This window comes from Paraburkholderia bonniea, from assembly GCF_009455625.1.
In the GTDB taxonomy this organism is placed as follows: domain Bacteria; phylum Pseudomonadota; class Gammaproteobacteria; order Burkholderiales; family Burkholderiaceae; genus Paraburkholderia; species Paraburkholderia bonniea.
This window is the reverse complement of sequence record NZ_QPEQ01000001.1, coordinates 1,376,168-1,400,236: the sequence shown is the minus strand read 5'-3', so window position 1 is coordinate 1,400,236 and position 24,069 is coordinate 1,376,168. Positions and strand designations below refer to the sequence as shown.

General features: G+C 56.5%; 20 protein-coding genes. 3 read left to right on the top strand and 17 right to left on the bottom strand.

The window, feature by feature from the left end:
• The first annotated feature begins 4 nt into the window (after positions 1 to 4).
• Complete coding sequence (locus GH656_RS06130) at positions 5 to 1,231, top strand: cupin domain-containing protein (RefSeq protein WP_153075056.1); 1,227 nt, start codon at positions 5 to 7, stop codon at positions 1,229 to 1,231.
• A gap of 229 nt (positions 1,232 to 1,460) precedes the next feature.
• Positions 1,461 to 1,733 (top strand): hypothetical protein, encoded by a 273-nt coding sequence (locus tag GH656_RS18270; RefSeq protein ID WP_425495852.1) that lies wholly within the window; start codon positions 1,461 to 1,463, stop codon positions 1,731 to 1,733.
• A gap of 184 nt (positions 1,734 to 1,917) precedes the next feature.
• Here the strand turns inward: GH656_RS18270 and yoaA are convergent, their stop codons facing one another.
• The 3 genes from yoaA to GH656_RS06110 all read right to left on the bottom strand — a co-directional run bounded on the left by yoaA (position 1,918) and on the right by GH656_RS06110 (position 5,490).
• Positions 1,918 to 4,179, bottom strand: coding sequence for a DNA repair helicase YoaA (yoaA, locus tag GH656_RS06120; protein WP_246184215.1), 2,262 nt, complete (start codon positions 4,177 to 4,179; stop codon positions 1,918 to 1,920).
• 65 nt (positions 4,180 to 4,244) lie between these two features.
• Positions 4,245 to 4,463 carry a DUF465 domain-containing protein gene (locus GH656_RS06115; protein ID WP_153075053.1) on the bottom strand — a complete coding sequence of 73 codons (219 nt, stop codon included), beginning with the start codon at positions 4,461 to 4,463 and terminating at the stop codon, positions 4,245 to 4,247.
• A gap of 112 nt (positions 4,464 to 4,575) precedes the next feature.
• Positions 4,576 to 5,490 carry a hypothetical protein gene (locus GH656_RS06110; protein ID WP_153075052.1) on the bottom strand — a complete coding sequence of 305 codons (915 nt, stop codon included), beginning with the start codon at positions 5,488 to 5,490 and terminating at the stop codon, positions 4,576 to 4,578.
• A 132-nt stretch (positions 5,491 to 5,622) separates the two neighbouring features.
• Here GH656_RS06110 and GH656_RS06105 point away from each other — a divergent pair, with 132 nt between their 5' ends.
• Entirely contained in the window at positions 5,623 to 7,968 is a 2,346-nt protein-coding gene (locus GH656_RS06105) for a Tex family protein (protein WP_153075051.1), read from the top strand.
• Between the two features lie 206 nt (positions 7,969 to 8,174).
• Here GH656_RS06105 and GH656_RS06100 read toward each other — a convergent pair whose 3' ends face one another.
• From GH656_RS06100 to ispG, 14 genes are all read right to left on the bottom strand, one after another.
• Positions 8,175 to 10,061, bottom strand: a complete 1,887-nt coding sequence (locus tag GH656_RS06100; RefSeq protein WP_153075050.1) for a potassium transporter Kup — start codon at positions 10,059 to 10,061, stop codon at positions 8,175 to 8,177.
• Between the two features lie 279 nt (positions 10,062 to 10,340).
• Positions 10,341 to 10,913: a phosphoribosyltransferase gene (locus tag GH656_RS06095; RefSeq protein ID WP_153075049.1), complete on the bottom strand. Its 573-nt coding sequence runs from the start codon at positions 10,911 to 10,913 to the stop codon at positions 10,341 to 10,343.
• A gap of 3 nt (positions 10,914 to 10,916) precedes the next feature.
• Entirely contained in the window at positions 10,917 to 12,263 is a 1,347-nt protein-coding gene (locus tag GH656_RS06090) for an adenylosuccinate synthase (RefSeq protein WP_153075048.1), read from the bottom strand.
• An 87-nt stretch (positions 12,264 to 12,350) separates the two neighbouring features.
• Positions 12,351 to 13,502 carry an ATP phosphoribosyltransferase regulatory subunit gene (locus GH656_RS06085; protein WP_153075047.1) on the bottom strand — a complete coding sequence of 384 codons (1,152 nt, stop codon included), beginning with the start codon at positions 13,500 to 13,502 and terminating at the stop codon, positions 12,351 to 12,353.
• A 102-nt stretch (positions 13,503 to 13,604) separates the two neighbouring features.
• Complete coding sequence (locus GH656_RS06080; protein WP_153075046.1) at positions 13,605 to 13,796, bottom strand: DUF2065 domain-containing protein; 192 nt, start codon at positions 13,794 to 13,796, stop codon at positions 13,605 to 13,607.
• Between the two features lie 39 nt (positions 13,797 to 13,835).
• Complete coding sequence (gene hflC / locus GH656_RS06075; RefSeq protein WP_153075045.1) at positions 13,836 to 14,735, bottom strand: protease modulator HflC; 900 nt, start codon at positions 14,733 to 14,735, stop codon at positions 13,836 to 13,838.
• A gap of 11 nt (positions 14,736 to 14,746) precedes the next feature.
• On the bottom strand, positions 14,747 to 16,087 hold the full coding sequence (hflK, locus tag GH656_RS06070; protein WP_153075044.1) for an FtsH protease activity modulator HflK: 1,341 nt from the start codon (positions 16,085 to 16,087) through the stop codon (positions 14,747 to 14,749).
• A 59-nt stretch (positions 16,088 to 16,146) separates the two neighbouring features.
• Entirely contained in the window at positions 16,147 to 17,331 is a 1,185-nt protein-coding gene (hflX, locus tag GH656_RS06065; RefSeq protein ID WP_246184288.1) for a GTPase HflX, read from the bottom strand.
• Positions 17,332 to 17,405: 74 nt separating this feature from the next.
• Positions 17,406 to 17,642, bottom strand: a complete 237-nt coding sequence (gene hfq, locus GH656_RS06060) for an RNA chaperone Hfq (protein WP_153075043.1) — start codon at positions 17,640 to 17,642, stop codon at positions 17,406 to 17,408.
• Between the two features lie 141 nt (positions 17,643 to 17,783).
• Positions 17,784 to 19,121: a ribosome biogenesis GTPase Der gene (gene der / locus GH656_RS06055; protein WP_153075042.1), complete on the bottom strand. Its 1,338-nt coding sequence runs from the start codon at positions 19,119 to 19,121 to the stop codon at positions 17,784 to 17,786.
• A gap of 312 nt (positions 19,122 to 19,433) precedes the next feature.
• Positions 19,434 to 20,579 (bottom strand): outer membrane protein assembly factor BamB, encoded by a 1,146-nt coding sequence (gene bamB / locus GH656_RS06050; RefSeq protein ID WP_153075041.1) that lies wholly within the window; start codon positions 20,577 to 20,579, stop codon positions 19,434 to 19,436.
• A gap of 59 nt (positions 20,580 to 20,638) precedes the next feature.
• The gene (locus GH656_RS06045; RefSeq protein ID WP_153076580.1) at positions 20,639 to 21,271 is read right to left on the bottom strand and encodes a YfgM family protein; all 633 of its coding nucleotides are present in this window, start codon (positions 21,269 to 21,271) and stop codon (positions 20,639 to 20,641) included.
• A gap of 66 nt (positions 21,272 to 21,337) precedes the next feature.
• Positions 21,338 to 22,672, bottom strand: a complete 1,335-nt coding sequence (gene hisS / locus GH656_RS06040) for a histidine--tRNA ligase (RefSeq protein ID WP_153075040.1) — start codon at positions 22,670 to 22,672, stop codon at positions 21,338 to 21,340.
• A 20-nt stretch (positions 22,673 to 22,692) separates the two neighbouring features.
• The gene (gene ispG / locus GH656_RS06035) at positions 22,693 to 23,994 is read right to left on the bottom strand and encodes a flavodoxin-dependent (E)-4-hydroxy-3-methylbut-2-enyl-diphosphate synthase (protein ID WP_153075039.1); all 1,302 of its coding nucleotides are present in this window, start codon (positions 23,992 to 23,994) and stop codon (positions 22,693 to 22,695) included.
• Positions 23,995 to 24,069: the final 75 nt, after the last annotated feature.

The following is a 24,069-nucleotide window of genomic DNA, read 5'->3' as shown; positions in this document are numbered from 1 at the left end:
TACGATGCCCAAGCGGCCCCTAGAACACCCCCTCCGCCCCGGTTTGAGCCAAATTCCGACACCGGTTCAGCCACCATCGCCCGATCTCCCAACCGCTCTTCTCGGCAACCTGACGCCCGCGCAATTCATGCATCAGTACTGGCAGAAAAAGCCTTTGCTGGTACGCCAAGCCATTTCGGACATCCGCGCGCCACTATCGCGGGACGAGCTATTCGAGCTGGCGGGCAATGATGTTGAAGCGCGCCTGGTCACACACTTTCGCAACCAGTGGCAAATGCAGCACGGCCCGTTCGCTGCCAGCGATTTACCCTCTATCCGGCAACGTGCATGGACCCTGCTGGTGCAGGGGGTGGATCTGCACGACGATCGCGCTCGCGCGCTGCTTGAACGGTTCCGGTTTGTTCCTGACGTGCGGCTGGACGACTTGATGATCTCCTACGCAACCGATGGCGGTGGGGTAGGCGCGCACTTTGATTCTTACGATGTGTTTTTGCTTCAGGTTCACGGCAAGCGGCGCTGGCGTATCGGAGCCCAGCGCGACCTGTCATTGCGCCCGGATCTGCCACTGAAAGTCCTGCAGCATTTCGAGCCAGACGAAGAATGGCTGCTCGAACCCGGCGACATGCTGTATTTACCGCCCCATATTGCTCACGATGGCATCGCGGAAGGCGAATGCATGACCTGCTCCATCGGCTTTCGCGCTCCATCCACCAGCGAGTTGACAACACAGTTTCTGTATTACATGGCTGAGCGCGGTGAAATGTCCGGACAGTTGGCCACGCCGTATCGTGACCCCAGGCAACCCGCCGTGACCCACCCGGCCCAGTTGCCTGGTGCCCTGATCGAACAGGTCAGTGCCATGCTTGCAAAGGTCACCTGGAAGCCACAGCATGTTGCCGCATTTTTAGGCACATACTTTAGCGAACCAAAGCCAAGCGTGGTATTTGAACCGCCCAGGCGGCCACTAAATGAAGCCCGTTTCATCCAGCAGGCATTGAAAACAGGCCTTCGCCTCGACCGAAAAACCATTTTGCTTTACGACAACCGCGCTTACTTCCTGAACGGCGAGGAAAATCGCCTGACCGGTTTGAAAAAGTGGCTGCCGTTGCTCGCTGACACACGACACCTTGAAGCAAGGCGCTTTGTAACACTCTCGCACGATTCGTCGGTGACAGCACTACTGTACGAGTGGTATTGTGCGGGCTGGATCCAGATTGGTGCCTGTCACTGATCTCATTCGTATATCTACCCCTTACTGTGAATTTTTGTATGGGAAAGACAACGTATTGGCCCCGGATTTGTCGACGGTCGGAACGAAAGTGCCTATAATTCCCGCCCAAGCCGTAGGGAAGATTCACGCTTTGAAGTGCATCTCCACCAGCGGCCCAGGTCGGTGTTGGAGCACATTACCGGTAATATTTTGCGCTGTTGCTTACCTTTAACCATAAAAGGACGTGATCATGAAGAAATCCCTCCTCGTAGCTTCTCTGTTGGCAGCTGTAGCACTGGCTGCATGCAACAACAAAAGCAGCGATCAGGCAGCAACTGCAGCTAGCGACGCAGCCGCCGCAGCTGCTTCGGCAGCAACTGCAGCTGCTTCAGACGTATCAGCCGCTGCATCGAGCGCTGTTGCTGCTGCAAGCGATGTTGTCGCTTCAGCTACTGCAGCTGCTTCGGACGCTGCTGCTGCTGCATCGAACGCTGCTGCTGCCGCTACGGGCGCAAGCCAGTAAGCTGTTGCTACAGCAATCGCCTGACGGCGATAACCGCGCCAAAAGACCAGTCTGGTCTTTTGGACGGGCAAACAAAACGCCACGAACTCACATTCGTGGCGTTTTGTTTTTTTCAGGAATCTGATGCACTGGAACGGCGTCAGCCAGTCATTTAACGCTCGCGTTGCATCCCAGCCCCAGGTTTTCAGTCTGGCAGCACCGGCTCACGTGAGGCAAAAAATGCCTCCACCATGTCAATTTCCCGGGTACGCCGAAATGGCGGCAGACTTTGCCATATACGCCGCCCATATGGCTTGTCCACCAACCGCGTATCGCAGATCATCAGTACGCCGCGATCCGTTTCGGCACGAATCAGGCGTCCAGCACCCTGCTTCAGCGTAATCACCGCTTGCGGTAATTGATGCACCGCGAAAGGGCTAAGCCCTTTTTTAGTCAATGCATCTAGTCGTGCAGACAGCACTGGATCATCGGGTGGAGCAAATGGCAGCTTGTCGATCACGACCAGCGACAACGCGTCGCCACGCACATCCACGCCCTCCCAGAAACTTTGACTCCCCACCAGAATCGCGTCCCGATAGCCACGAAAGCGCTCAAGCAGCTCTGTACGGCTCGCATCACCTTGAACCAGCAACGGATAGGACCAACCGCGTGCTTCGATCACTTCGCGCAATTTCGCCGCAATACGGTCGACCGCACGCAACGTCGTGCACAGCATAAAGACACCGCCACCCGAGGCTTCAATAGCGGGCAACGCGGCCTCAAACACAGCATCGGTAAACATCGGTGAAGATGGCTGCGGCAAGTTACGCGGCACATACAGCAAACCCTGCGTCGCGTAATCGAACGGACTCGGCAAGGTCATTGAGCGTCGTACGTTCAGTCCCATTTGCGCGGCATAGTGCGTGAAGTCCCCCCGCACGGATAACGTCGCTGACGTAAAAATCCAGGCCCGTGGAACACCCGCACGTTGTCGGGAAAAAATCGGTGCTACCGACAGCGGTGTTTCGTGCAATTGCACCGTCTGGGAAAACACTTCAATCCAGCGAACTTTCTCCGCCGAAACAGCGCATGCTGCCGCATCCGTTTTATCGTCCCCTGCCGCACTGCGTTCCGCCCCCTCTTCTAACTGCGGCTGTGGTGACGTCCAGCGCGCCAGCGCATCTTGCAACTCGCGTGCCCGGCGCGAACATGCACCGATAGACTCCGCACGCTCTGCCTGGCTCGCCAGTACCGTAGCCAATGCGCCGAGCTCGCGCTCCAGCACCTCAAGCGCCGGAAACAGCGCATGCGTACCAGGCAACTGCGCCAGAGCAAGACGTACCGAGTCCTCACGAAATGCCAGCCGCACATCACGCGCCGCCCGCTCCAGCGTCCCACCCAGTTTTGCCCAGTCGGTGGCATCGCGTGCATGACTCAAGCCCTCCGCAACGCAATCACGCGCGAGTTCGAGAAACTGCGCAGTAGACAACGTTTCACCAAAAAACAGCGTGGCGGTTTCTGGCAACTGATGCGCTTCGTCGAAGATAACGGTGTTCGCGGTGGGTAGCAATTCAGCCATTCCGGTATCACGCAGCATGATGTCCGCGAAAAACAAATGGTGATTGGTCACCACGATATCCGCTTGTTGCGCCTCCTTGCGCGCCTGCATCACAAAGCAATCCTTGTAATACGTGCACTCCTGGCCAAGACAGTTCTCACGGGTCGAGGTCACCATTGACCAAACCGCAGCCGTTTCCGGCACGCTCGCCAGTTCAGCCTTGTCACCGGTTCGGGTGATCTTCGCAAAGCGGATGATTTCCTGCAGATGGGCGCTTTCCTGGCGCGATGGCAAGCGGCCGTTATCCGCCGTGCGTTGCAAATAGTAATGACACAGGTAATTCGCCCGCCCCTTGAGGGTCGCCACAGAGACCGGCACTGCCAGTGCATCACGCACAGTGGGAATGTCGCGCTGGAATAACTGGTCCTGCAAATGCTTGGTGCCGGTCGACACGATGACCTTACCGCCCCACAGCATCGCTGGAACCAGATACGCATAGGTTTTGCCTGTGCCGGTTCCTGCTTCAACGATCAACGTGTTTTCACTGCCATCGAGATTGCCGGGTTCAGCGCCCGCCTCTCCGGCCTGCGCTGCAGCCGCCAGACTCGACGGCGGTGCCAGACGGCGGGCCGGACGCGCTGCATCGAACATGGCGGGCTCAGGCAGGGCCCGGCTGGAAGCTTCCATCGCCGCCGCGACCGCTCGCGCCATGTCAATCTGCGCCGCACGTGGCCGATAGCCGTCGATCTGGCGTGCCAGCAGGCCATCGGCCGCGAAAATATCGTCGAGCTCCTGCACACGCCTTGCGTTAAGCACAAGCACCGACAGGCCATCGGCGACACGTTTATCACGTGCCGGGACAGCCTCGTCTGACAGGGATGGGACAGATGAAACAGGCGATGAATTCAAAACCAGGCAATTCCTGCAAAATCCGGTGCGCAGGGCTGCAACCAGCGCCTGCCAGATGACGGGCGTTAAACGTGCCGGTCCGGTTCGAGCTGCAACTGCAGCAAAATAATGGTGTCTTTAACTTTCAGCTTGCGCTTTTTCAGGCGCTGCAACGCCAGACCTTCGACGCCAGGCACATCTGACATTTTGTCGATCAACCGGTCGAGCCCGCTATGCTCTGACTCCAGTTGCACAATACGGTCACGCAACGTGTCCGCACTAATAGCGTGGTGATGATCGCGCATGCTCGCCTCCTCTATCCGAAGTGGCCAAGACGTTAGGTAGACAGCCACTCCGCCTACAAGCCGCTGACCGGCTAAGAACGCGTGACTGACCTGACAGCGGCTACGGCTACGGCTACTGCTTCTGTTGCTGCTCCTGCTTTTGCCTGGCTTTTTCGGCAGCCTGCTTCTGGCGCGCTTCGATGTCGGCCTTGTGCTGTGCCGCATCGGCTTGCTTTTGCTGAAACCGCTGCTCGTTCTGAATTCGCTCCTGAGCCTTTTGCGCCCCTTCCTTGCGGGCAGCGTCAAGTTTGCGCTGGAACTCAGCCTGCTTTTGATCGTAGGCAGCCTGGCTCGCCGCATGCTGTGGCGTGTTGTTCCCACGTTGCGCCTGCTCTAGCAAATGCTGACGCTGCTTGTCCTGATAAGCCTGTTCATTGGCTGCGCGCTGCGGCATTTCTGCATTGCGCTGTGCCAGATCCAGCGCATGCTGGCGCTGCTTGTCTTCGTAGGCCTGAGCGTTGCGGGCATCTTCTGCCGCGCGTTGTGGCGCTTCCGCCTCGTTGCGCGCCTGCGTCAAGGCCGCCTGCTGATCCCGCTGATACGCCCGCGCTACACGCTGCTCGTCATCCAGCGCCAGTTGTTCTTTGCGGATGTCAGCCTGAACACTACGCATCGCATTGCGCGCCTTGTTCAGGCAGTGATTGACGAAAAACTTGCTATAGCAGTTATGTTGCGCAACCGCATAGCGATAGTTGTTCTCTTCACTACGGTGATCCAGTACGACTTGCCGCGCGCCAAAACTCGTGGTGGTGGCTGCTGGCGCAGTCGCACTTTGCTCCTCCCCCTCGCCTGCCTTTTGATGGTCCTGAGCCGGAACAGGTGCCAGAGAAGCATCGGCTAAGCTTGAGGGCTCCAGCAAAGGCGGCGCAGGACGCTCTTGCGCTAACGCCAGCGACGACACGGCAAACAAGACGGCAAGCGCAAAGCCAGCTAGAGAAATCAGTGGGGAACGGGAGATGGGCAACGGGAGAGATCGGCGACGGAACATGGCCGAAATTCTATCACCGCGAGCTTGAGCCCTCGGGCATTTATGGCAAAATGCCCCGCTTTCCATCCCCCGCTGCCGCGCACACCGTGCCGTCCAGCTCCAGACTGAATCCGACAGGAACGCCTCGACCCTATGACGGAAACCGTAGCACTCAAGATCGTCCAGCGCATCGCTTCCGAACTGACCGTTCAACCCCGCCAGGTAACTGCCACCATACAACTTCTCGACGAAGGCGCGACGGTTCCATTTATCGCTCGCTACCGCAAGGAAGTGACCGGCAATCTAGATGACACCCAATTACGTAATCTGGAAGAACGGTTGCTGTATCTGCGTGAGCTGGAAGATCGGCGCGCCACTATCCTCTCCAGCGTCGAAGAACAGGGCAAGTTGACCGATCCGCTACGGGTGGCCATCGAAGGAGCAGACAGCAAGCAAGTCCTTGAAGATCTGTACCTGCCCTACAAGCCAAAGCGCCGCACCCGCGCCCAGATTGCACGTGAAGCCGGTCTGGAACCGCTCGCACTGGCACTGCTGGCCGACCCGAAACTAGATCCCGCAACGGAAGCCGTGGCGTACGTCAATGCCGAAAAAGGCGTGGCTGATACCAAGGCAGCACTCGATGGCGCGCGCGATATCCTCTCCGAGCAATTTGGCGAAACCGCTGACCTGCTCGGCAAGCTGCGCGACTACCTGTTTAACCAGGGCGTGGTGTCATCCCGGGTCGTCGAAGGCAAGGAAACCGAAGAAGGCGAGAAATTCCGCGATTATTACGATTACGCCGAAACCATCAAAACGATTCCATCGCATCGGGCACTGGCGCTTTTCCGTGGCCGCAATGCGGGCATTCTGATGACCAAGCTCGGACTTGGCGAAGAGCTGGATGCGCAAGTGCCGCATCCAGGCGAAACGTTGATAGCCCAGCGTTTCTCGATCGAAAATCTGGGCCGTCCGGCTGACAAATGGCTCTCCGACGTGTGCCGCTGGTGCTGGCGTGTCAAGGTGCAACCCCACATCGAAAATGAGTTGTTGACCCAGTTACGTGACGAAGCCGAACACGAAGCCATCCGGGTCTTCGCCCGCAATCTGAAAGACCTGCTGCTGGCCGCCCCAGCCGGCCCCAAGGCCGTCATCGGGCTTGATCCGGGTCTGCGCACGGGTGTCAAAGTCGCCGTTGTCGATCGCACCGGCAAACTGCTGACCACCGACACCATTTATCCCCATGAACCCCGCCGTGACTGGGAGGGCTCACTCGCTCGCCTGGCACGCATCGCCGCAAGCACCCAGGCAGAACTCATTAGTATCGGCAACGGCACCGCGTCGCGCGAAACGGACCGCCTCGCCAGCGAACTCATCGCGCGCCACCCTGAATTAAAGCTGCAGAAGATCGTCGTTTCAGAAGCGGGTGCGTCGATTTATTCGGCATCCGAATTCGCCGCCAAAGAGTTTCCCGATCTCGATGTGACGCTGCGTGGCGCGGTCTCGATTGCCCGGCGTTTGCAGGATCCGCTGGCCGAACTAGTCAAGATCGAACCCAAAGCGATCGGCGTCGGCCAGTATCAGCATGATGTGAATCAGCGCGAACTGGCCCGCTCGCTGGATGCGGTGGTTGAAGATTGCGTGAATGCCGTGGGCGTCGACGCCAATACGGCCTCGGTGGCACTGCTGGCTCGGGTTTCCGGCCTGAATGCAACACTCGCACGCAATATTGTCGATTTCCGCGACGCTCATGGCCCATTTCCATCACGCGATCATCTACGCAAGGTGCCCCGCCTCGGCGACAAAACCTTCGAACTGGCGGCGGGCTTTTTGCGTATCAATGGCGGTGACAATCCACTCGACTGCTCATCAGTGCACCCCGAAGCCTATCCGGTTGTCGAACGGATTCTGAGCAAAATCAACCGCCAGGCAAGTGAAGTACTGGGCAACCGTGACGCGCTGGCGGGCCTTTCACCGGCGGAATTTGCCGATGAACGATTCGGCTTGCCCACGGTGCGCGATATTCTTGCCGAACTCGAAAAACCCGGCCGAGATCCGCGCCCGGAATTTAAAACCGCGACATTCCGTGATGGCGTCGAAAAAATCTCCGATCTGTCTGCGGGTATGGTGCTGGAAGGGGTCGTGACAAACGTCGCGGCATTTGGTGCCTTCATTGATATTGGCGTTCATCAAGATGGACTGGTCCATGTGTCCGCGCTGTCGACGAAATTCATCAAAGATCCGCACGAAGTGGTCAAAGCCGGCCAGATCGTCAAGGTCAAAGTGTTGGAGGTCGATGTCAAGCGCCAGCGGATTGCGTTGACTATGCGCCTTGACGATGATTTCACGCCAGGCGGCCCGGCAGCGGCACGCAACACCAGTGCCGGCTCAACGGAGCGCAACCCAGGGCGCTCGGGCGCTCCCCGCTCAAACCAGCGCGGCCGTGAACCTGAACCCGCAGGTGGAGCAATGGCCGCGGCATTCGCCAAACTTAAGCGCTAGACGTTTGCATCCGCCTGACTGGCTGCCGGTTAAATCTGGCACGCCATGTCAGCGGGTGGCAGACAAAAAAAGCCCGCATCCGTGTGAACTGCACCGGTGCGGGCCTTTTTGCTTGTTTGTTTATAACGCTTCGCCGAGTCATTCACCCGCCCCCGCCAGACATCACTAGCGGCAGACGCGGGCAAACGTTGGCAAACGAACCATCGTCAAATTTCGATTTTCGTTCCCAGTTCAACCACACGATTGGCCGGAATGCTGAAAAAATCGGTTGGCTTGGCAGCGTTCTGATGCATCCAGGCAAACACGCGTTCACGCCAGACCGACATCCCTGGCAACTGGGTCGGCACCACGGTTTCTCGAGCCAGGAAAAACGACGTATCCATCAACTCAAACGTAATGTTCTGCCTACGCCCCACCTCTAGCAAAACCGCCTTCACATCGGGCGTTTCATTGAAACCGTAGACCGCTTTCACCAGATATAACCCGCCACTGACGTCCTTCACTGTGACTCGATCTGCATCGTTCACGTAGGGAATATCGCGTGTGATAAACGTCAGGAAAATAGTGCGTTCATGCAAAACCTTGTTGTGCTTCAAATTGTGCAACAGGCTCACTGGCACCAGCGTATCGCTTCCAGTCAGATAGATCGCTGTGCCAGACACGCGGTGCGGCGGATGCGCCAGCAAGCCCTGCAAGAATGGCATCAGCGGAATCCCGTCAGCGGCGGTGCGCTCCTTGACGATCATGCGCCCCTTGAACCAGGTCATCAGCAGGAAAAACAGCAGTGCACCAATGCCCAGCGGCAGCCAGCCGCCCTCCGCGACCTTCAGCAAATTGGCACCAAAGAAACCCAGATCGACCGTAATCAGCGCACTGATAATCAAACCGACCAATAGCTTGTTCCACTTCCAGAACTTCACCATCACCACCCCCACCAGCACCGTGGTGATCACCATCGTTGCAGTCACGGCAATGCCATAGGCAGCGGCGAGGTTATCCGAGCTTTTAAACGCAACCACGATGCACAGGATGATAAAGAGCAGCATCCAGTTCACCACCGGCACGTAGATTTGGCCAATCGCCAGCTCGGACGTATGCAGAATTTTCATCCGCGGCACGTAGCCAAGCTGAATCGCCTGGCTCGTCAGCGAATACGCCCCGGAAATCACGGCCTGCGATGCAATGACGGTCGCTACCGTGGCTAGCACGACCAGTGGCAGCAATGCCCATTCCGGTGCCAGCAAAAAGAATGGATTGGCAATAGCTTGCGGATCGTGCATCAGCAATGCGCCCTGGCCAAAATAATTCAGCACCAGCGAAGGCATCACCAGCGCATACCACGCAAAGCGGATCGGCTTCGCGCCAAAGTGGCCCATATCGGCGTATAACGCTTCGGCACCGGTTAGCACTAGCACCACCGAGCCCAGCACGACATAAGCCTGCAACACGTGTTGCGACATAAACGACACGGCGTAATACGGATTCAGCGCAGCAATGATGCCCGGCGACTGCACGATGTGCGAAATACCCAGCACCGCGAGCGTCAGAAACCACAGCACCATGATCGGGCCAAACAATCGACCAACAGTCGCGGTGCCATGCCGCTGAATCCAGAACAGCAGCACAAGAATCACCATCGTGATCGGCAACACCAGGTTAGACATACCTGGGAGTGCCAGCTTCAGGCCTTCGACGGCTGAGAGCACAGAGATCGCGGGCGTGATGACTGCATCGCCATAGAACATGCATGCACCAAAAATACCGAGCATCATCAGCAAACCCGCTGCCCGGCTCTTCGGGTTAAACGACCGCAGCGACAGTGCCATCAGCGCCAGCACACCGCCCTCACCGTTATTGTCGGCACGCATCACCAGCAGAACGTACTTGATGCCAACGACGATCATGATCGCCCAGAACAATAGCGAGATCACGCCAAGGATCGAAGCGTTGGTTAAGGGAATGCCATGCGAAGGACTGAAGGCTTCCTTGAGGGAATAAAGTGGACTGGTGCCGATATCGCCGAAAACGACACCGATCGCAGCGATAGCCAGGGAAGGCAAAGGCTGTTTGCGCACGTGGTGGGTATCTGTCATAAACGCGGGAAATCCCGTCCTGAGCGAAAAAACGAACGCTATTCTAAACGGGCCGCATCAACGGGCTCGTTGCCCTGTTGCGGATGTGCCACGTGAAAAGCCCGCGCAGTGTAGCACCGGGTTCATGGTTTCGAGCCATCTTGATGTAAAGGCTATACAGATCGCGGCTTAGGTTAGGCATGGGGCCTGGAGCCGGGACAAAAAAAGGAGCCCGAAGGCTCCTTTTTTGCAGCAGTCACACCACACGGCTGTATTGATGCATCAGCGCCAGGTAGTTAGTTACGCCTGAGCGGTACCACGCTTGATCCATGCACCGAGATTGTGAGGACGCACCGTATCCCATTCTTCGAACGGCTGGTGGATCCAGGGGTTGGTCGGCAAATGCTGCACGTAATAATCTGGCTTCACGCTTGAGCAGCCCTTGTACCAGAGCACCGCAGAACGCACAGCCGAAATAGCTGGGTAACGCTCCTTCAGATGCTGCTGCACACGGGCCAGTGTCACACCTGAATCAACCAGGTCATCCACCAGCAGCACATTGCCCGACAACTCACCGCGCGTCATCGTGATGTATTGGGCGATATCCAGCGAACCCTGCTCCGTGCCAGCCGCTTCTCGATACGAACTTGTAGCGAGAATCGCCAGCGGCAGATCATAAATTCTTGAAAGCTGATCGCCCACGCGCAAACCACCGCGGGCAAGACACAGGATTTTGTCGAACTTCCAGCCCGAGTCATGCACCGCGAGCGCCAGCAATTCAATCAAGCGATGGTATTCGTCCCAGCCAACCCAAAGATTGCGCTCATCGTTGCGCGGGTCTTTCATCGGGATCATGGGTATGCCTTGCGTCATGACTCAAACCTTGAACGGATGGCGCAGCAAAATGGTTTCGTCACGGTCCGGTCCGGTTGACACCATATCGACTGGCACGCCAGCCACCTCCTGGATACGCGTCAGATACGCCCGGGCATTCGCTGGCAATTGCTCCCATTGCCGGATACCGACAGTGCTTTCTTTCCAGCCAGCGAACGTTTCATATACAGGCTCACAGCGTGCGACTTCGGAAGCACCGCGTGGCAGGATGTCGACGCTCTTGCCATCAAGCTGGTAACCCACGCATAGCTTGACCTGGTCCAGACCATCGAGCACATCGAGTTTGGTCATGCACAAGCCCGATACACCATTGATCTGAATCGAACGGCGAAGCGCCGCTGCATCAAGCCAGCCTGTACGGCGCGGACGTCCGGTGACCGAACCGAACTCCTTGCCGACAGTGGCCAGATTCAGGCCGATCGGGTCTTGCCGCTGTGCGTTGTCAGCGTCGTACAGTTCACTTGGAAAGGGCCCTGCACCAACGCGCGTGCAATAAGCCTTCGTAATGCCAAGAATGTAATTTAGCTTTTGTGGGCCAACGCCTGCGCCTGCAGCAGCGGCACCAGCGACGCAGTTACTCGACGTAACGAACGGATAAGTTCCGTGATCAATGTCTAGCAATGTGCCTTGCGCACCTTCAAACAGCAAATGATGACCCGCATGATTCTCGTCGTACAAGCGGCGCGATACGTCCGTAACCATCGGCTTCAGACGATCTGCATAGCCCAGCATCATGTCGAGTGTGTGCTGGAAATCGACTGGTGCGGCACCAAGATACTGGGTCAGCACAAAATTATGGAAATCGAGCACTTCGCGCAGGCGTTCGGCAAACACAGCCGGCTCGAACAGGTCTTGCACCCGCAAACCGCGGCGGGCGACCTTGTCTTCGTATGCCGGGCCGATGCCGCGCCCTGTCGTACCGATCTTGCTCGCGCCACGACGAGCTTCGCGCGCCTGGTCGATAGCAATGTGATACGGGAGGATAAGCGTTGTAGCTTCGGAGATGAACAGACGTTTTTGAACGTCGACGCCTGCGGCTTCGAGTTCGCCAATTTCTTTGAAAAGGGCTTCTGGTGACAGCACCACGCCGTTGCCGATGTAGCACGCCACACCCGGGTGCATGATGCCCGACGGGATCAAACGCAAAATGGTTTTTTTGCCACCGATGATAAGCGTGTGGCCCGCATTGTGACCGCCCTGAAAACGGACTACGCCCTGGGCGTGATCCGTTAGCCAGTCGACAATCTTGCCTTTACCCTCATCCCCCCACTGGGTACCCACGACGACGACGTTACGCCCGGAGTTCACATTCACTGCGCTGGCAGACATGTTGTTTTGTAAGCTGGTTAAAAACGTATTCTACCCATGTTCACGACGGGCTCCGAACTTTTCCGTTTCTGCCCTGGTGCATAGATCTCAAGCACGCGGCTCAACAACCCATACACCATCACGCTCAATCAGCTCACGATCACAGGCAAATTCGTCAAGCACATGCTCATGGCCAGGCAACGCCTGAATAACGATTTCGCCCGCATCGCGTAAGGCGGCCACACGCGCACACAAGGCGTCATTGAGCTGCCATGGAGCCAGAATCGCACTGCTTCGCGCTTCAACCGGCGAAATACGTGCCACTTCGCGCAAATCAAGCGAAAACCCCGTTGCCGCACGAGCCCGGCCGTACACCTGAGCCACATGATCGTAGCGCCCGCCACGCGCAACTGCATTCGGTACGTCGTCGATATACGCCGAGAACATGACACCGCTGTGATAGGCATAACCCCGTAAATCAGCAAGATCAATCATCACCTCTGCACCAACGCCCTGGCTTGCGAGGAAGGCGAGATCATCTAGCGCACGTGTAATTTCGGGCTTGTTCGGCAGGCGGGCTCGGGCCTCCGTCAGCACGGAGACGTCACCGTACAGGGCTGGCAGCGCGCGCAGCGCATCACGTGTGACAGGTGCGAAATTCGCGGTCAACTCAACCAGCCGTGGCACATCTTTGCTGGCGAGCACTTCATACAGCACTTCACCCAAGGCCGCAGCCGCTGGTTCAGCATCAATCAACGACGCCAGCACACCCGCATGACATAGATCAAGGCGAACTCTCGACAAACCCGCGAGACGCAGTGCATCTAGCATTAATTGCTGAATCTCAAGGTCTGCCTCAAGCCCAGCATGACCATAAATTTCCGCGCCGATCTGGATTTGTTCGCGCGTCGCGTGCAGGCCACGCGGCCGGGTATGCAGCACGTTACCGGCATAGCACAGCCGCGTTACGCCCTGGCGGTTAAGCAGATGTGCGTCGATGCGCGCCACCTGCGGCGTCATATCCGCTCGCAAACCCAGCGTGCGGCCGGACAACTGGTCGACCAGCTTGAACGTCCGCAGGCTCAGATCCTCGCCGCCACCGCTTAATAGCGATTCGAGGTATTCAAGCAACGGCGGCATAACCATTTCATAGCCATACGCACGGAAACGGTCCAGCAATCTACGCCGCAACTCTTCGATTTTGCGCGCCTCTGATGGCAGCACATCAGCAATATTTTCGGGGAGTAACCAGATCGACATTGATATCGTCCTGCGACGTTAAGCATGGCGCCGCAGCGCCAGGAATGGAAGAAATAGGGAAAGCCCAGCGCCTGGGCGAGCCAGCCTCAACAGGCTGCATAGTCAGGTGACAATCAGCAGCAATATGAGCCCCAGCACCATGACAATCAGCCCGCCCATCCGGATATGGTGCTGGGGCCGCTCTGCGATTTTGCGAAATGTGTCACGCCAGGTGCCGGGGAAAACGAAGGGAAACATCCCTTCGATAATCAGCATCAAGGCAAGCGCGAGCAGTAACGAACCGGCTTTATCCATGCGAATGGGGCTGCTGTGCGATCTGGCGCGCCGTGGCGATCAGTGTTTGCGTGATGCCGCAGGCAGCGGAGAAACGCTGCCATTCGGGCTATGCATGAAACGGAAGAACTCGTTGCCCGGATCAACCACGATGACATCGTTGGGCTTAAAGACCTTTTTGTACGCCTGCATGCTGTGATAGAACTGATAGAACTGCGGGTCGAGGTTATAAGCATCTGCCGCAATCAGCGCCGCCTTCGCATCGCCCTCGCTTTTAATCTGCTGCGCCTGGCTGGAAGCCTCTTCCACCAGCGCCTGCTGCTCCCGGTTTAGCTCAGTCTTGAGCTGTTCTAACTCGGCAGCACCCTGAGCCTGCTCTTGCTGTGCGACTTCCTCGCGCGCGGCACTCATGCGTTTGTATACCGAATCCGCTACCGCAGCCGGAAAATCAACACGCGTCAGTTCGATACCAAACACTTCGATACCCAATGCCGTAGCCGCTTTTTGCACCACACTGCGCGTCTCGGTCGCCACATCCTGCTGTTTGGCTAATGCATCAGCCAATGTGTATTTGAGCAGCACATCGCGTAGCGCATTACGCGTCAACATCGCCAGCTGATCGCGGACGTTGCGCAGTTCGCCCTTTGTTCCGGCAAACAGTTTCAGCGGATCAGTCACACGATATTTAACGACCGGATTGACTAGCAACTCGGCTTTATCTGACGTCGCATAACGGCCTTCGTCTGGAGCATCAAGCGTTTCAATCCGTGTATCAACCATCACGAGATGCTGAAACGGAGATGGCAACTTGACATGCAACCCTGGGCCAACAAGCACCGGCACAGTGCTGCCGCGTGTCGACACAACGGCCTGGTGCCGCTGATCAACGCTATACACCATGGATGAAAGCGCCAGTAGCACCAGCACAATAAAAACAGCAAGCGCAATGATTCGGTTCATATTCGGATTCTTCATTGCAGGTCGTCTTCACGACTGCGATTACGGAGCGAATCGCGTGAACGGAAGGAGTCACTAGCTACGTCAGCCTGGCTCGCAGCACCTGGCGCTGTAGCACCAGAAGCCGCAGCCGGGACAGAAGCCGCAGCACTATCGGACGCCGTGCGAGCGGGTGCCGCCACAGCGCCTGAACGGGCCGGGTCAACCAGCTTGTCGAGAGGCACATACACCACGCTGTTACTCGACTTGCTGTCGACCAGGACTTTGGTTGTATTCGAGTAAATATGCTGCATGGTATCCAGGTATATCTGTTCACGGATCACCGCCGGTGCCTTGGCGTACTGCGCATAAACCTGCCTGAAACGTCCGGCATCACCCTTTGCCTGCTCCACCACCTGGCCACTGTAGGTTTTGGCTTCGGTCAGCATACGCGCTGCATCTGCCTTGATTCGAGGCAGCGATTCATCTGCCTGCTTCTGCACATCCTGCTTCGCCTGCGCCTGCGCTTCTTTCACCTTGGCCGCAGCATCAAACACGGCCAGCACCTGATCAGGTGCCTGAAGCGACTGGACTGTAACGCGTGTCACCACCAGGCCCGTGCGAGTTTCAGTCAAGGTCCGCTGGATCGCCTCGGTAAGTTGCTGGGCAAGCGTGTCACGATTTTGCTTAAGGAGGGAATCGGCACTTTGCGCACCGGCAATTGTTCGCACGGCAGCCTGAGCCGCCTGGGTCACACCCCGCTCAGGATCGACATTGCGAAACAGATAATCGGTCGCATTACGCACCTGATATTGGACGACAAAACGCACATCGACGATATCTCCGTCATGCGTCAGCATCGACGCATCCTTCACCTTCGCTTGCGACACCAGGTTATTGCGTCCGATTTCTATCGAATGCTCCTGCACCAGATTGACACGTTCGAGGGTTTCCAACGGATACGGCAAGCGCCAGTGCACGCCGGGGTTAGCGGTATAACGATATTTGCCAAACTGCGATACGACACCTACCTGGCCATCCTGCACAACAAACACGCCGCTTCCGAGATAAACGGCAATCAGCACCCCAATGACAATACCAATGCCAATACGCGCATTGCGACCATCGTCCGGGCGGCGCTCACCGCCTCCTCCTGCGCGCTTGCGTCCCAGCAAACGGCCCAAGCGGCGATTGAATTCACGCCACATTTCGTCAAGGTCGGGCGGACCCTCTCCACTCTTGCCATTTGCTGGGCGTTTTGGATCATTTGGACGCTGACGGTCGTCATTGCCATCGCCCCGGCCCCAGCGTGGGTCGTTCAGGGAAAGCATGACGCGCAGACGCAGCCAGAGACTCCGCTCGTTGTAATCATTCACCTGTGTTTATCACCAGAATAAAAGCCGGTTAATAATGCGCTTTGGCACTTTAGAAGAAGTTAACGCCCTGGAGAAGAAAGCTCGGGGTCGTCCTCGGAGGCATCCTCAGGGTCATCGTTCGGGACTGCTGGAAGCGCTTCTTCCGGCATAGTGGAAAGCGCGGCGGACGTTGCAATTTCAGCGATGGCAGCACGTAGCGTATCCAACCCCTGTCCCGTTCGCGCACTCAGAAAGACGCGCGAAATATTACCATATTCGTCCCGCTCAACCGCGTCGCCACGGGCCGCCAACTCAGGCACGGCATCAATTTTGTTGAATACCAGCACCTGGCGAATCGCATCAGCGCCAATTTCGCGCAATACCTCATTTACCTGGTCGATTTGATCCAGACGCACCGCACTTGAGGCATCAACGACATGCAGCAGCAGATCAGCGTGAATGGTTTCTTCCAGCGTTGCACGAAATGCCGCAACCAGTTGATGAGGCAATTCCCGGATAAACCCAACGGTATCTGACACGACCACCTGACCCGCCTCATCACCGAGGTAAACTCGCCGCGATGTCGTGTCCAGCGTAGCGAACAGCTGGTCCGCAACATAAGCCTGGGCTTTGGTCAGCGCGTTAAATAGCGTGGATTTACCCGCGTTGGTATAGCCCACAAGCGATACCGACATAATGCGGTTGCGCTCACGTGAGCGACGTTGCGTGCCATGCTGACGCCTTAGCTTTGCGAGACGTGATTTCAGCATTTTGATGCGATCGCCAATCAAGCGGCGGTCGGTTTCAAGCTGGGTTTCGCCTGGACCACGCAAACCAATTCCGCCTTTTTGCCGCTCAAGGTGAGTCCATGCACGGATCAGACGCGTTGCCAGATATTGCAGCTGGGCAAGTTCAACCTGCAGCTTGCCTTCATGGCTACGAGCGCGCTGCGCAAAGATATCCAGAATGAGACTCGTCCGGTCAATCACGCGTCGCTCAAGCACCCGCTCAAGATTACGTTGCTGGGCAGGTGCCAGCGCATGATTGAAAATGACGAGTTCGATATTGTTGGCGTCGCACGCGAGCCGAAGCTCCTCGGCTTTGCCACTACCAACAAACATCGCGGCATCCGGGCTGGAGCGACGTCCAGTGAGGGTAAAGGCAGGATGGGCACCCGCACTTTGTGCGAGCAGACTGAGTTCTTCCAGACTGGCTGCGAAATCGGTTATGCCGAAATCGAGCCCAACAAGCGCTGCATTGATCAAATTGGAAATTGCCAAAATGAAGCGGCCGAAAATGGAATCGCCCGCAAGCGATGCTAAATCGGCCGCGACTGGGGTTAGGGCTGTTCGGAGTCCGGGTGGAAATTCACTGGACGGGCAGGCACAACAGTCGAAATTGCGTGCTTGTACACCATCTGGGTCACCGTATTTCGGAGCAACACAACATACTGGTCAAACGATTCGATATTTCCCTGAAGCTTGATGCCGTTAACCAGGTAGATCGACACTGGCACATGTTCCTTGCGCAGTGCGTTCAAAAACGGGTCTTGTAACAATTGCCCTTTGTTGCTCATAGCAAACTCCGTGTTTTTTGCAGGTTGACTAAATTGCCAGCGAAGAAAAAGAGATCCGCCAGCAACCGCGACACTATAGCCGATTTTTGTTGCAGCGCGCGACCGCGCACCATCCGGCCAAGTCTAGTGCAGATGCGGGTTTCAGCCTTTATCTGCATAAGGATTCGTGGTTGAGCGGAACTCGATTCGCAACGGCGTTCCGATCAGCGAGAAGGTCTCACGAAAGCGGTTTTCCAGATAGCGTTTGTAAGTTTCGGTAATGGCATCGAGTGCGTTGCCATGAATCACGATAATTGGCGGATTCTGCCCACCCTGGTGGGCGTAGCGTAGTTTCGGGCGCACTGGGCCGCGGCGACGCGGCTGCTGGAATTCGACCGCTTCGATCAACGCGCGCGTCAACTTTGGCGTTGGCAATTTAGCCATCGCAGCGGCGTAGGCGTCATCGACCGAACGCATAAGCGCCCCGATCCCGGTTTTTTGCGCGGCTGAAACAAAATGGAATTTAGCGAAATCGAGGAATTTCAGCTTGCGCTGCAAATCAGCCTTGGTCCGCTCGCGGACGTGTGAATCCAGCCCATCCCACTTGTTGACGCCCACCACCAGCGCCCGGCCCTGCTCCACCACAAAACCAGCAATATGAGCGTCCTGCTCCGAGATGTCTTGCTGCGCATCCAGCAACAAGATCACGACATTGGCATCCGAAATGGATTGCAATGTCTTCACCACTGAAAACTTCTCGATGGCTTCGAAGACTTTGCCGCGCCGCCGCAAACCTGCCGTGTCGATAAGCGTGTACTTCTTGCCCTGACGCTCGAAATCAATGTAGATCGAGTCTCGCGTCGTGCCGGGCATGTCAAAGGCAATCACTCGCTCTTCGCCAAGCAACGTATTGACCAGCGTTGATTTGCCGACATTAGGGCGGCCCACAATGGCAATCTTGATGCCACGCGGCTCTTTGTCTTCCGCGCTTTCTTCGGGATGTCCTGCGTAAGCAACATCGAGCGCCTCGTTAATCATTTCAGTCACGCCATCGCCGTGAGCTGCTGAAATTGCACGGGGATCACCCAGGCCGAATTCATAGAAATCAGCCGCCACAGTGCTGTATTTCATTCCCTCCGCTTTATTGACGACGAGGAAAATCGGCCGGCCGACCTTGCGCAGATAATCGGCAATCGACTTGTCCTGGGGTGCCAGGCCATTCCGGCCATCCACAATAAAGACAACGATGTCGGACTCTTCAACGGCCTGACGGGTTTGCCGGGCCATCTGATGCAAAATGCCTTCTTTGGCAACCGGCTCAAACCCGCCAGTATCAACCACGAGATATGGGCGCTCACCTACGCGCCCTTCTCCATAGTGGCGATCGCGCGTGAGTCCGGGTAAATCAGCGACAAGCGCATCGCGCGAGCGCGTAAGACGATTGAACAACGTAGATTTCCCCACATTGGGGCGCCCGACAAGGGCTATAACGGGTTTCATCAGATGTTATTCACGGTGAGGCGCGGAAAGCGAAATTGAACCAACCGCACAGCGCGTCGTACAGCTGTTTCAGAGCTGTAGTTGGCAAAAATTATTACGAATCCGGTCAGATCCGGATGCTTATCCAGACAACCGTCCAGTAAGCGATAAACGCCCAGATCACTGGGTCCAGTCTTGCTGATGCGCCCAAGACTGACGCATCGTCATTTGCTATTTTTCCCTGGAATCTTGCGGCCCTGGCTACCAAGCCATAAAAACACATGCGGCCGGCAAAGCCGGCCACATGTCACACATACAACGTTTGAGTCAGCTTCAGCGGGGACGGAAGCCGAACAGATCGCCATTATGCGTTTGCACCACAAGCGTATCGCCAGCAAGCACGGGAGCCGCAGTAATGGCACTGCCGTCCGTTTTCACCCTCGCCACGAATGTGCCGTCATCACCCGACAAAAAGTGGACGTAACCCTGATAATCCCCCACTACGACCGCCGGACCGAGCAAAAACGGAATGCTGACGTCACGGCTTTTCAGCTTTTCGTTACGCCACAACTGCTTGCCCGTTGCCGCATCAAAGGCTGAAACAATCGCCCAGTCATCGCCCGCTGCCACGATGCGCTCGTTCTGTGCCACGCCACTAGTACTCGAGAAGGCTTTTTCCCAAAGCACACGTCCCGAATTAGCGTCAAAACAGCCGAGCTGCCCCTGGAATGTGACCGCGCATACTTGCGCGCCCAGAAGTGCAGGCGGTCCTGTTACATCATTAATCCGCTCTACTTCGGTCACCCCTTTTGGATAGGACACTGGCGTTTGCCAGTATGCATCTCCAGCCTGCAGATTAATCGCGGCAAATGTTCCACCCGGGAAACCCGCCAGCACCGCGACATCACCAGCGAATGTCATACCAGATGACACCCGCAAGTTAAGCGGAACGGGACGATTACGGTACACCCAGCGCTGCTCACCGGTTTGCGCATTGAAGGCAGAAATCTGGCCATCGACTGTTCGGACCACAACCAGACCATTCCCTACGAGAGGCGGCGAAATAATTTCACCAGGCGCAGTCGCCTTCCACAGCAACTTGCCATCGGGCCCAAGCACATAGACCCCGCCTTTGAGCGCACCGACGGCTGTCAGCGTGCCATCACTACCTACGCCAGCCGACAAGTTGCTATCGACCTTCGTACGCCAGATATCTTTGCCGGTCTTCGCATCAATCTTCACCACCGAACCATTGGCACCAGCCGCATAGACCGCATCGCCAATCGCAACAGGTGAAAACAAATAGCGCCCAGCCTTGCCAACACTCGCTTTCCACGTTTGCTGCACGTCGAGCACAGATTTAAATTCGGTGAGCGGCGTAGGAACCCGGCGCGGGTCCTTCGTAGATGAGCACGCAGCCAGCGCAAGCACGGTCATCGCACAGGCAACAGGCACGGCAAAACGTTTCAGCAGATTCATCGGTAAGCGAAGCATTGACAAAAAGAGTTAGGTGGTTTGACTAAATGCAGCAACCACGATTAGTCACCTAGCGCGTCCAGCTTGAACTGAATCAACTGACGCGCTGAAGTATCGTTTTTGGGAAGGGCATCAAGTGCAAGCTTGTAAGCCACACGAGCTTCATCACGCTTGCCCTGGGCGGCCAGCAAATCCCCCCGGCCATCCGCCATCACACCCTTGAAAGCCTCTGACTGAGGTGCTGCGAGCAACGCGAGACCAGCGTCATACGCTTTCTCGTCGAGCAATACAGAAGCCAGACGCAGCCTTGCTATCTGGCGGAACTCATCACTTTTTGCATGATCAATGACCCATTGCAACTGGGACTTCGCACCAGCAACATCCCCTGCGGCATACAGTGCTTTCGCTGCAGCAAGCCCTGTCATCTGCGCATACGCGCTGCTACCAAACTTGCTTTCCATATCGGAAGCAGCCCGCGCGATCCTGGCCTTGTCGCCAGATGCCAGCACCTGCTGCACCGTCGGGTCATAAAATACAGCCGCTTCAGCCGCCTGGCGACGTTGCCAGAAATTCCAGCCGTTCCAGCCTGCAGCCACAACAAGCGCAGCCAGCACGATCCAGGTCGTTACATTGCCCCACTTTGTCCACCATGCTTTCAGGCTTTCAATTGATTCTTGTTCGTCGTGGTAACTCATCGCCTGGCGATTCCTTCTTCCTTGAATATCTTGATAAATCAAGCCGCAAACTGAATCACACCGCGTTCAATCGTCGTCTTCAGCGGTTGCAACCATCGCATTGATTAGAAATTCGGTCAAGTCTTCGGCAGGTACATTCTGCTGGTCACTTTTTCCGTCAGTTGAATGCCCACGGAGCGCTTTTACACCAACCGTGCCATTCGCTATTTCGTCCTCACCTAAAACCACCGCGAATGCAGCGCCGCTCGCATCGGCGCGCTTCATTTGCGACTTGAAACTCGCCGGCTGCCCATCCGGGCTGCAGTGCAAAATGACATCCAGCCCTGTATCGCGCAAACGCTCGGCAACGATAAACGCCTGCTCGCGCGCGGCCTCGCCCTGGTGCACGACGTAGACGTCGCAACCTTCATCTTCTGGGACGAGCTTGTCTTCTTTCAGCAGCTCAAGAATGCGCTCAACGCCCATCGCCCAACCACATGCTGCTGTGGGTTTGCCACCGAGCTGCTCGATCAGCGGATCATAACGGCCACCCGCAGCGACCGTACCCTGAGCACCCAGCTTGTCGGTAATCCACTCGAATACAGTCAGGTTGTAGTAATCCAAGCCACGCACCAGCCGCGGATTGATTTTGAACGGGATGTTGTTCGACTTCAGAATGCGCTGCAGACCCTCAAAATGTGCTTTCGAAGCCTCACCGAGAAAATCGATCAACTTTGGTGCGTTTTGCACGATGTCCTGTAACGCAGGATTCTTGGTATCCAGCACGCGTAACGGATTGGTATAAAGCCTGCGTACCGCATCATCGTCCAGCGCCTCTCTGTGTTTTTCCAGATACGCAATCAGCTCAACCCGGTGAGCGGCGCGCTCTTCAGCGAGGCCCAGCGAGTTAATTTCAAGCCGAATCCCGGTTAAACCCAGATCATCCCAAAGACGCTGACACATGAGAATGATTTCAGCGTCAGTGTCCGGGCCAGCAAAACCCAGCGCCTCAACACCAACTTGATGAAACTGGCGGTAGCGCCCTCTTTGCGGACGCTCATGGCGAAACATCGGACCGATATACCACAAGCGCTTCGGGCCATCGTAAAGAAGATTGTGCTCAATCGCCGCACGCACTACCGCAGCCGTATTCTCAGGACGTAACGTCAGTTGCTCACCATTCAGCGCGTCGGTAAAGCTGTACATCTCTTTTTCGACAATATCGGTGACTTCGCCAATGCCACGTTTAAATAACTGAGTGGGCTCAACAATTGGAGTGCGAATATTCTGATAGCCATACGACCGAAGCATCGACTTGACGGTCGCCTCAAAAAACTCCCACAACCCAGCTTCCTGAGGCAAAAGGTCATTCATGCCCTTCACACCAGACAGTTTTTCAAGCTTCTTTTTTTGTTCAGTCATCTGTATTGAATTAGCTGGATTTAATTAAGCGCGGTCTCACGACCATAAGTACGGGCAACGTATTCGCTCACGATTTGCTGGAACTCTTCTGCGATGCGCTCGCCACGGAGTGTCTTAACCTTCTCTCCGTCGATAAAAACCGGCGCAGCCGGATTTTCACCAGATCCAGGCAAGCTGATGCCGATGTTGGCCTGCTTCGATTCACCCGGCCCATTAACTATGCAGCCCATCACAGCCACATGCATGCTCTCAACACCCGGATATTGATCCCGCCAGACGGGCATCTGGGTCCGCAAATACGTTTGAATCTGTGATGCCAGCTCCTGAAACAGCGTGCTGGTTGTGCGGCCACAACCAGGGCACGCAATGACCATAGGAGTAAAAGAGCGCAACCCCATGGTCTGCAAAATTTCCTGCCCGACGATAACTTCGCCGGTGCGAGAGGCACCTGGTTCTGGTGTCAGCGAAATTCTGATCGTGTCGCCAATCCCTTCCTGCAACAACACCGACAACGCCGCCGTCGAAGCAACAATCCCTTTGGACCCCATCCCGGCTTCAGTCAAACCAAGATGCAGCGCGAACTGGCAGCGTCGAGCCAGCTCACGATAAACAGCAATCAGATCCTGAACGCCGCTGACCTTGCACGACAAAACGATCTGGTTACGTCCCAAGCCCAGTTCTACAGCACGCTCGGCCGAACCAATCGCCGACTGGATCAACGCTTCGTACATCACGCTTTGCGCATCCCACGGTGTAGCACGCGCCGCGTTCTCATCCATCATCCTGGCCAGCAAATCCTGATCCAGACTGCCCCAGTTGACGCCAATCCGAACCGGCTTGTCATATTTGATCGCGGTTTCGATCATCTGCGCGAACTGCGTATCACGCTTTGCGCCCTGACCTACGTTTCCTGGATTAATCCGGTATTTGGATAGTGCTTCGGCACACTCGGGAAAGTCGCGCAGCAGCAAATGACCGTTGTAGTGAAAGTCACCAATCAGCGGCACCGACACACCCATCCGGTCGAGTTGTTCACGCACCGCAGGCACCGCCGCCGCCGCTTCCGGCGTATTCACTGTAATTCGCACCAGCTCGGAGCCAGCTTGCGCCAGCTCCTTGACCTGAATCGCGGTGCCAATTGCATCAGCCGTGTCGGTATTCGTCATTGACTGCACCCGTACCGGCGCATCGCCCCCAATCGTGACTAGCTGCCCACCCCAGCGCACGGGTACGCCTACTGCAGCTCGACGCGGCGCATGGCCACCAGACACGGGGGTTGTCGAACAAATCTGACTGCTGGAGTGTAATTGGTCGATCTGCATCAAAAAGGCCCATTAATTACTGACGAAGTTATGCATCGAACGAAAAATATGCTTCCGATACCGTGTGCAACATCA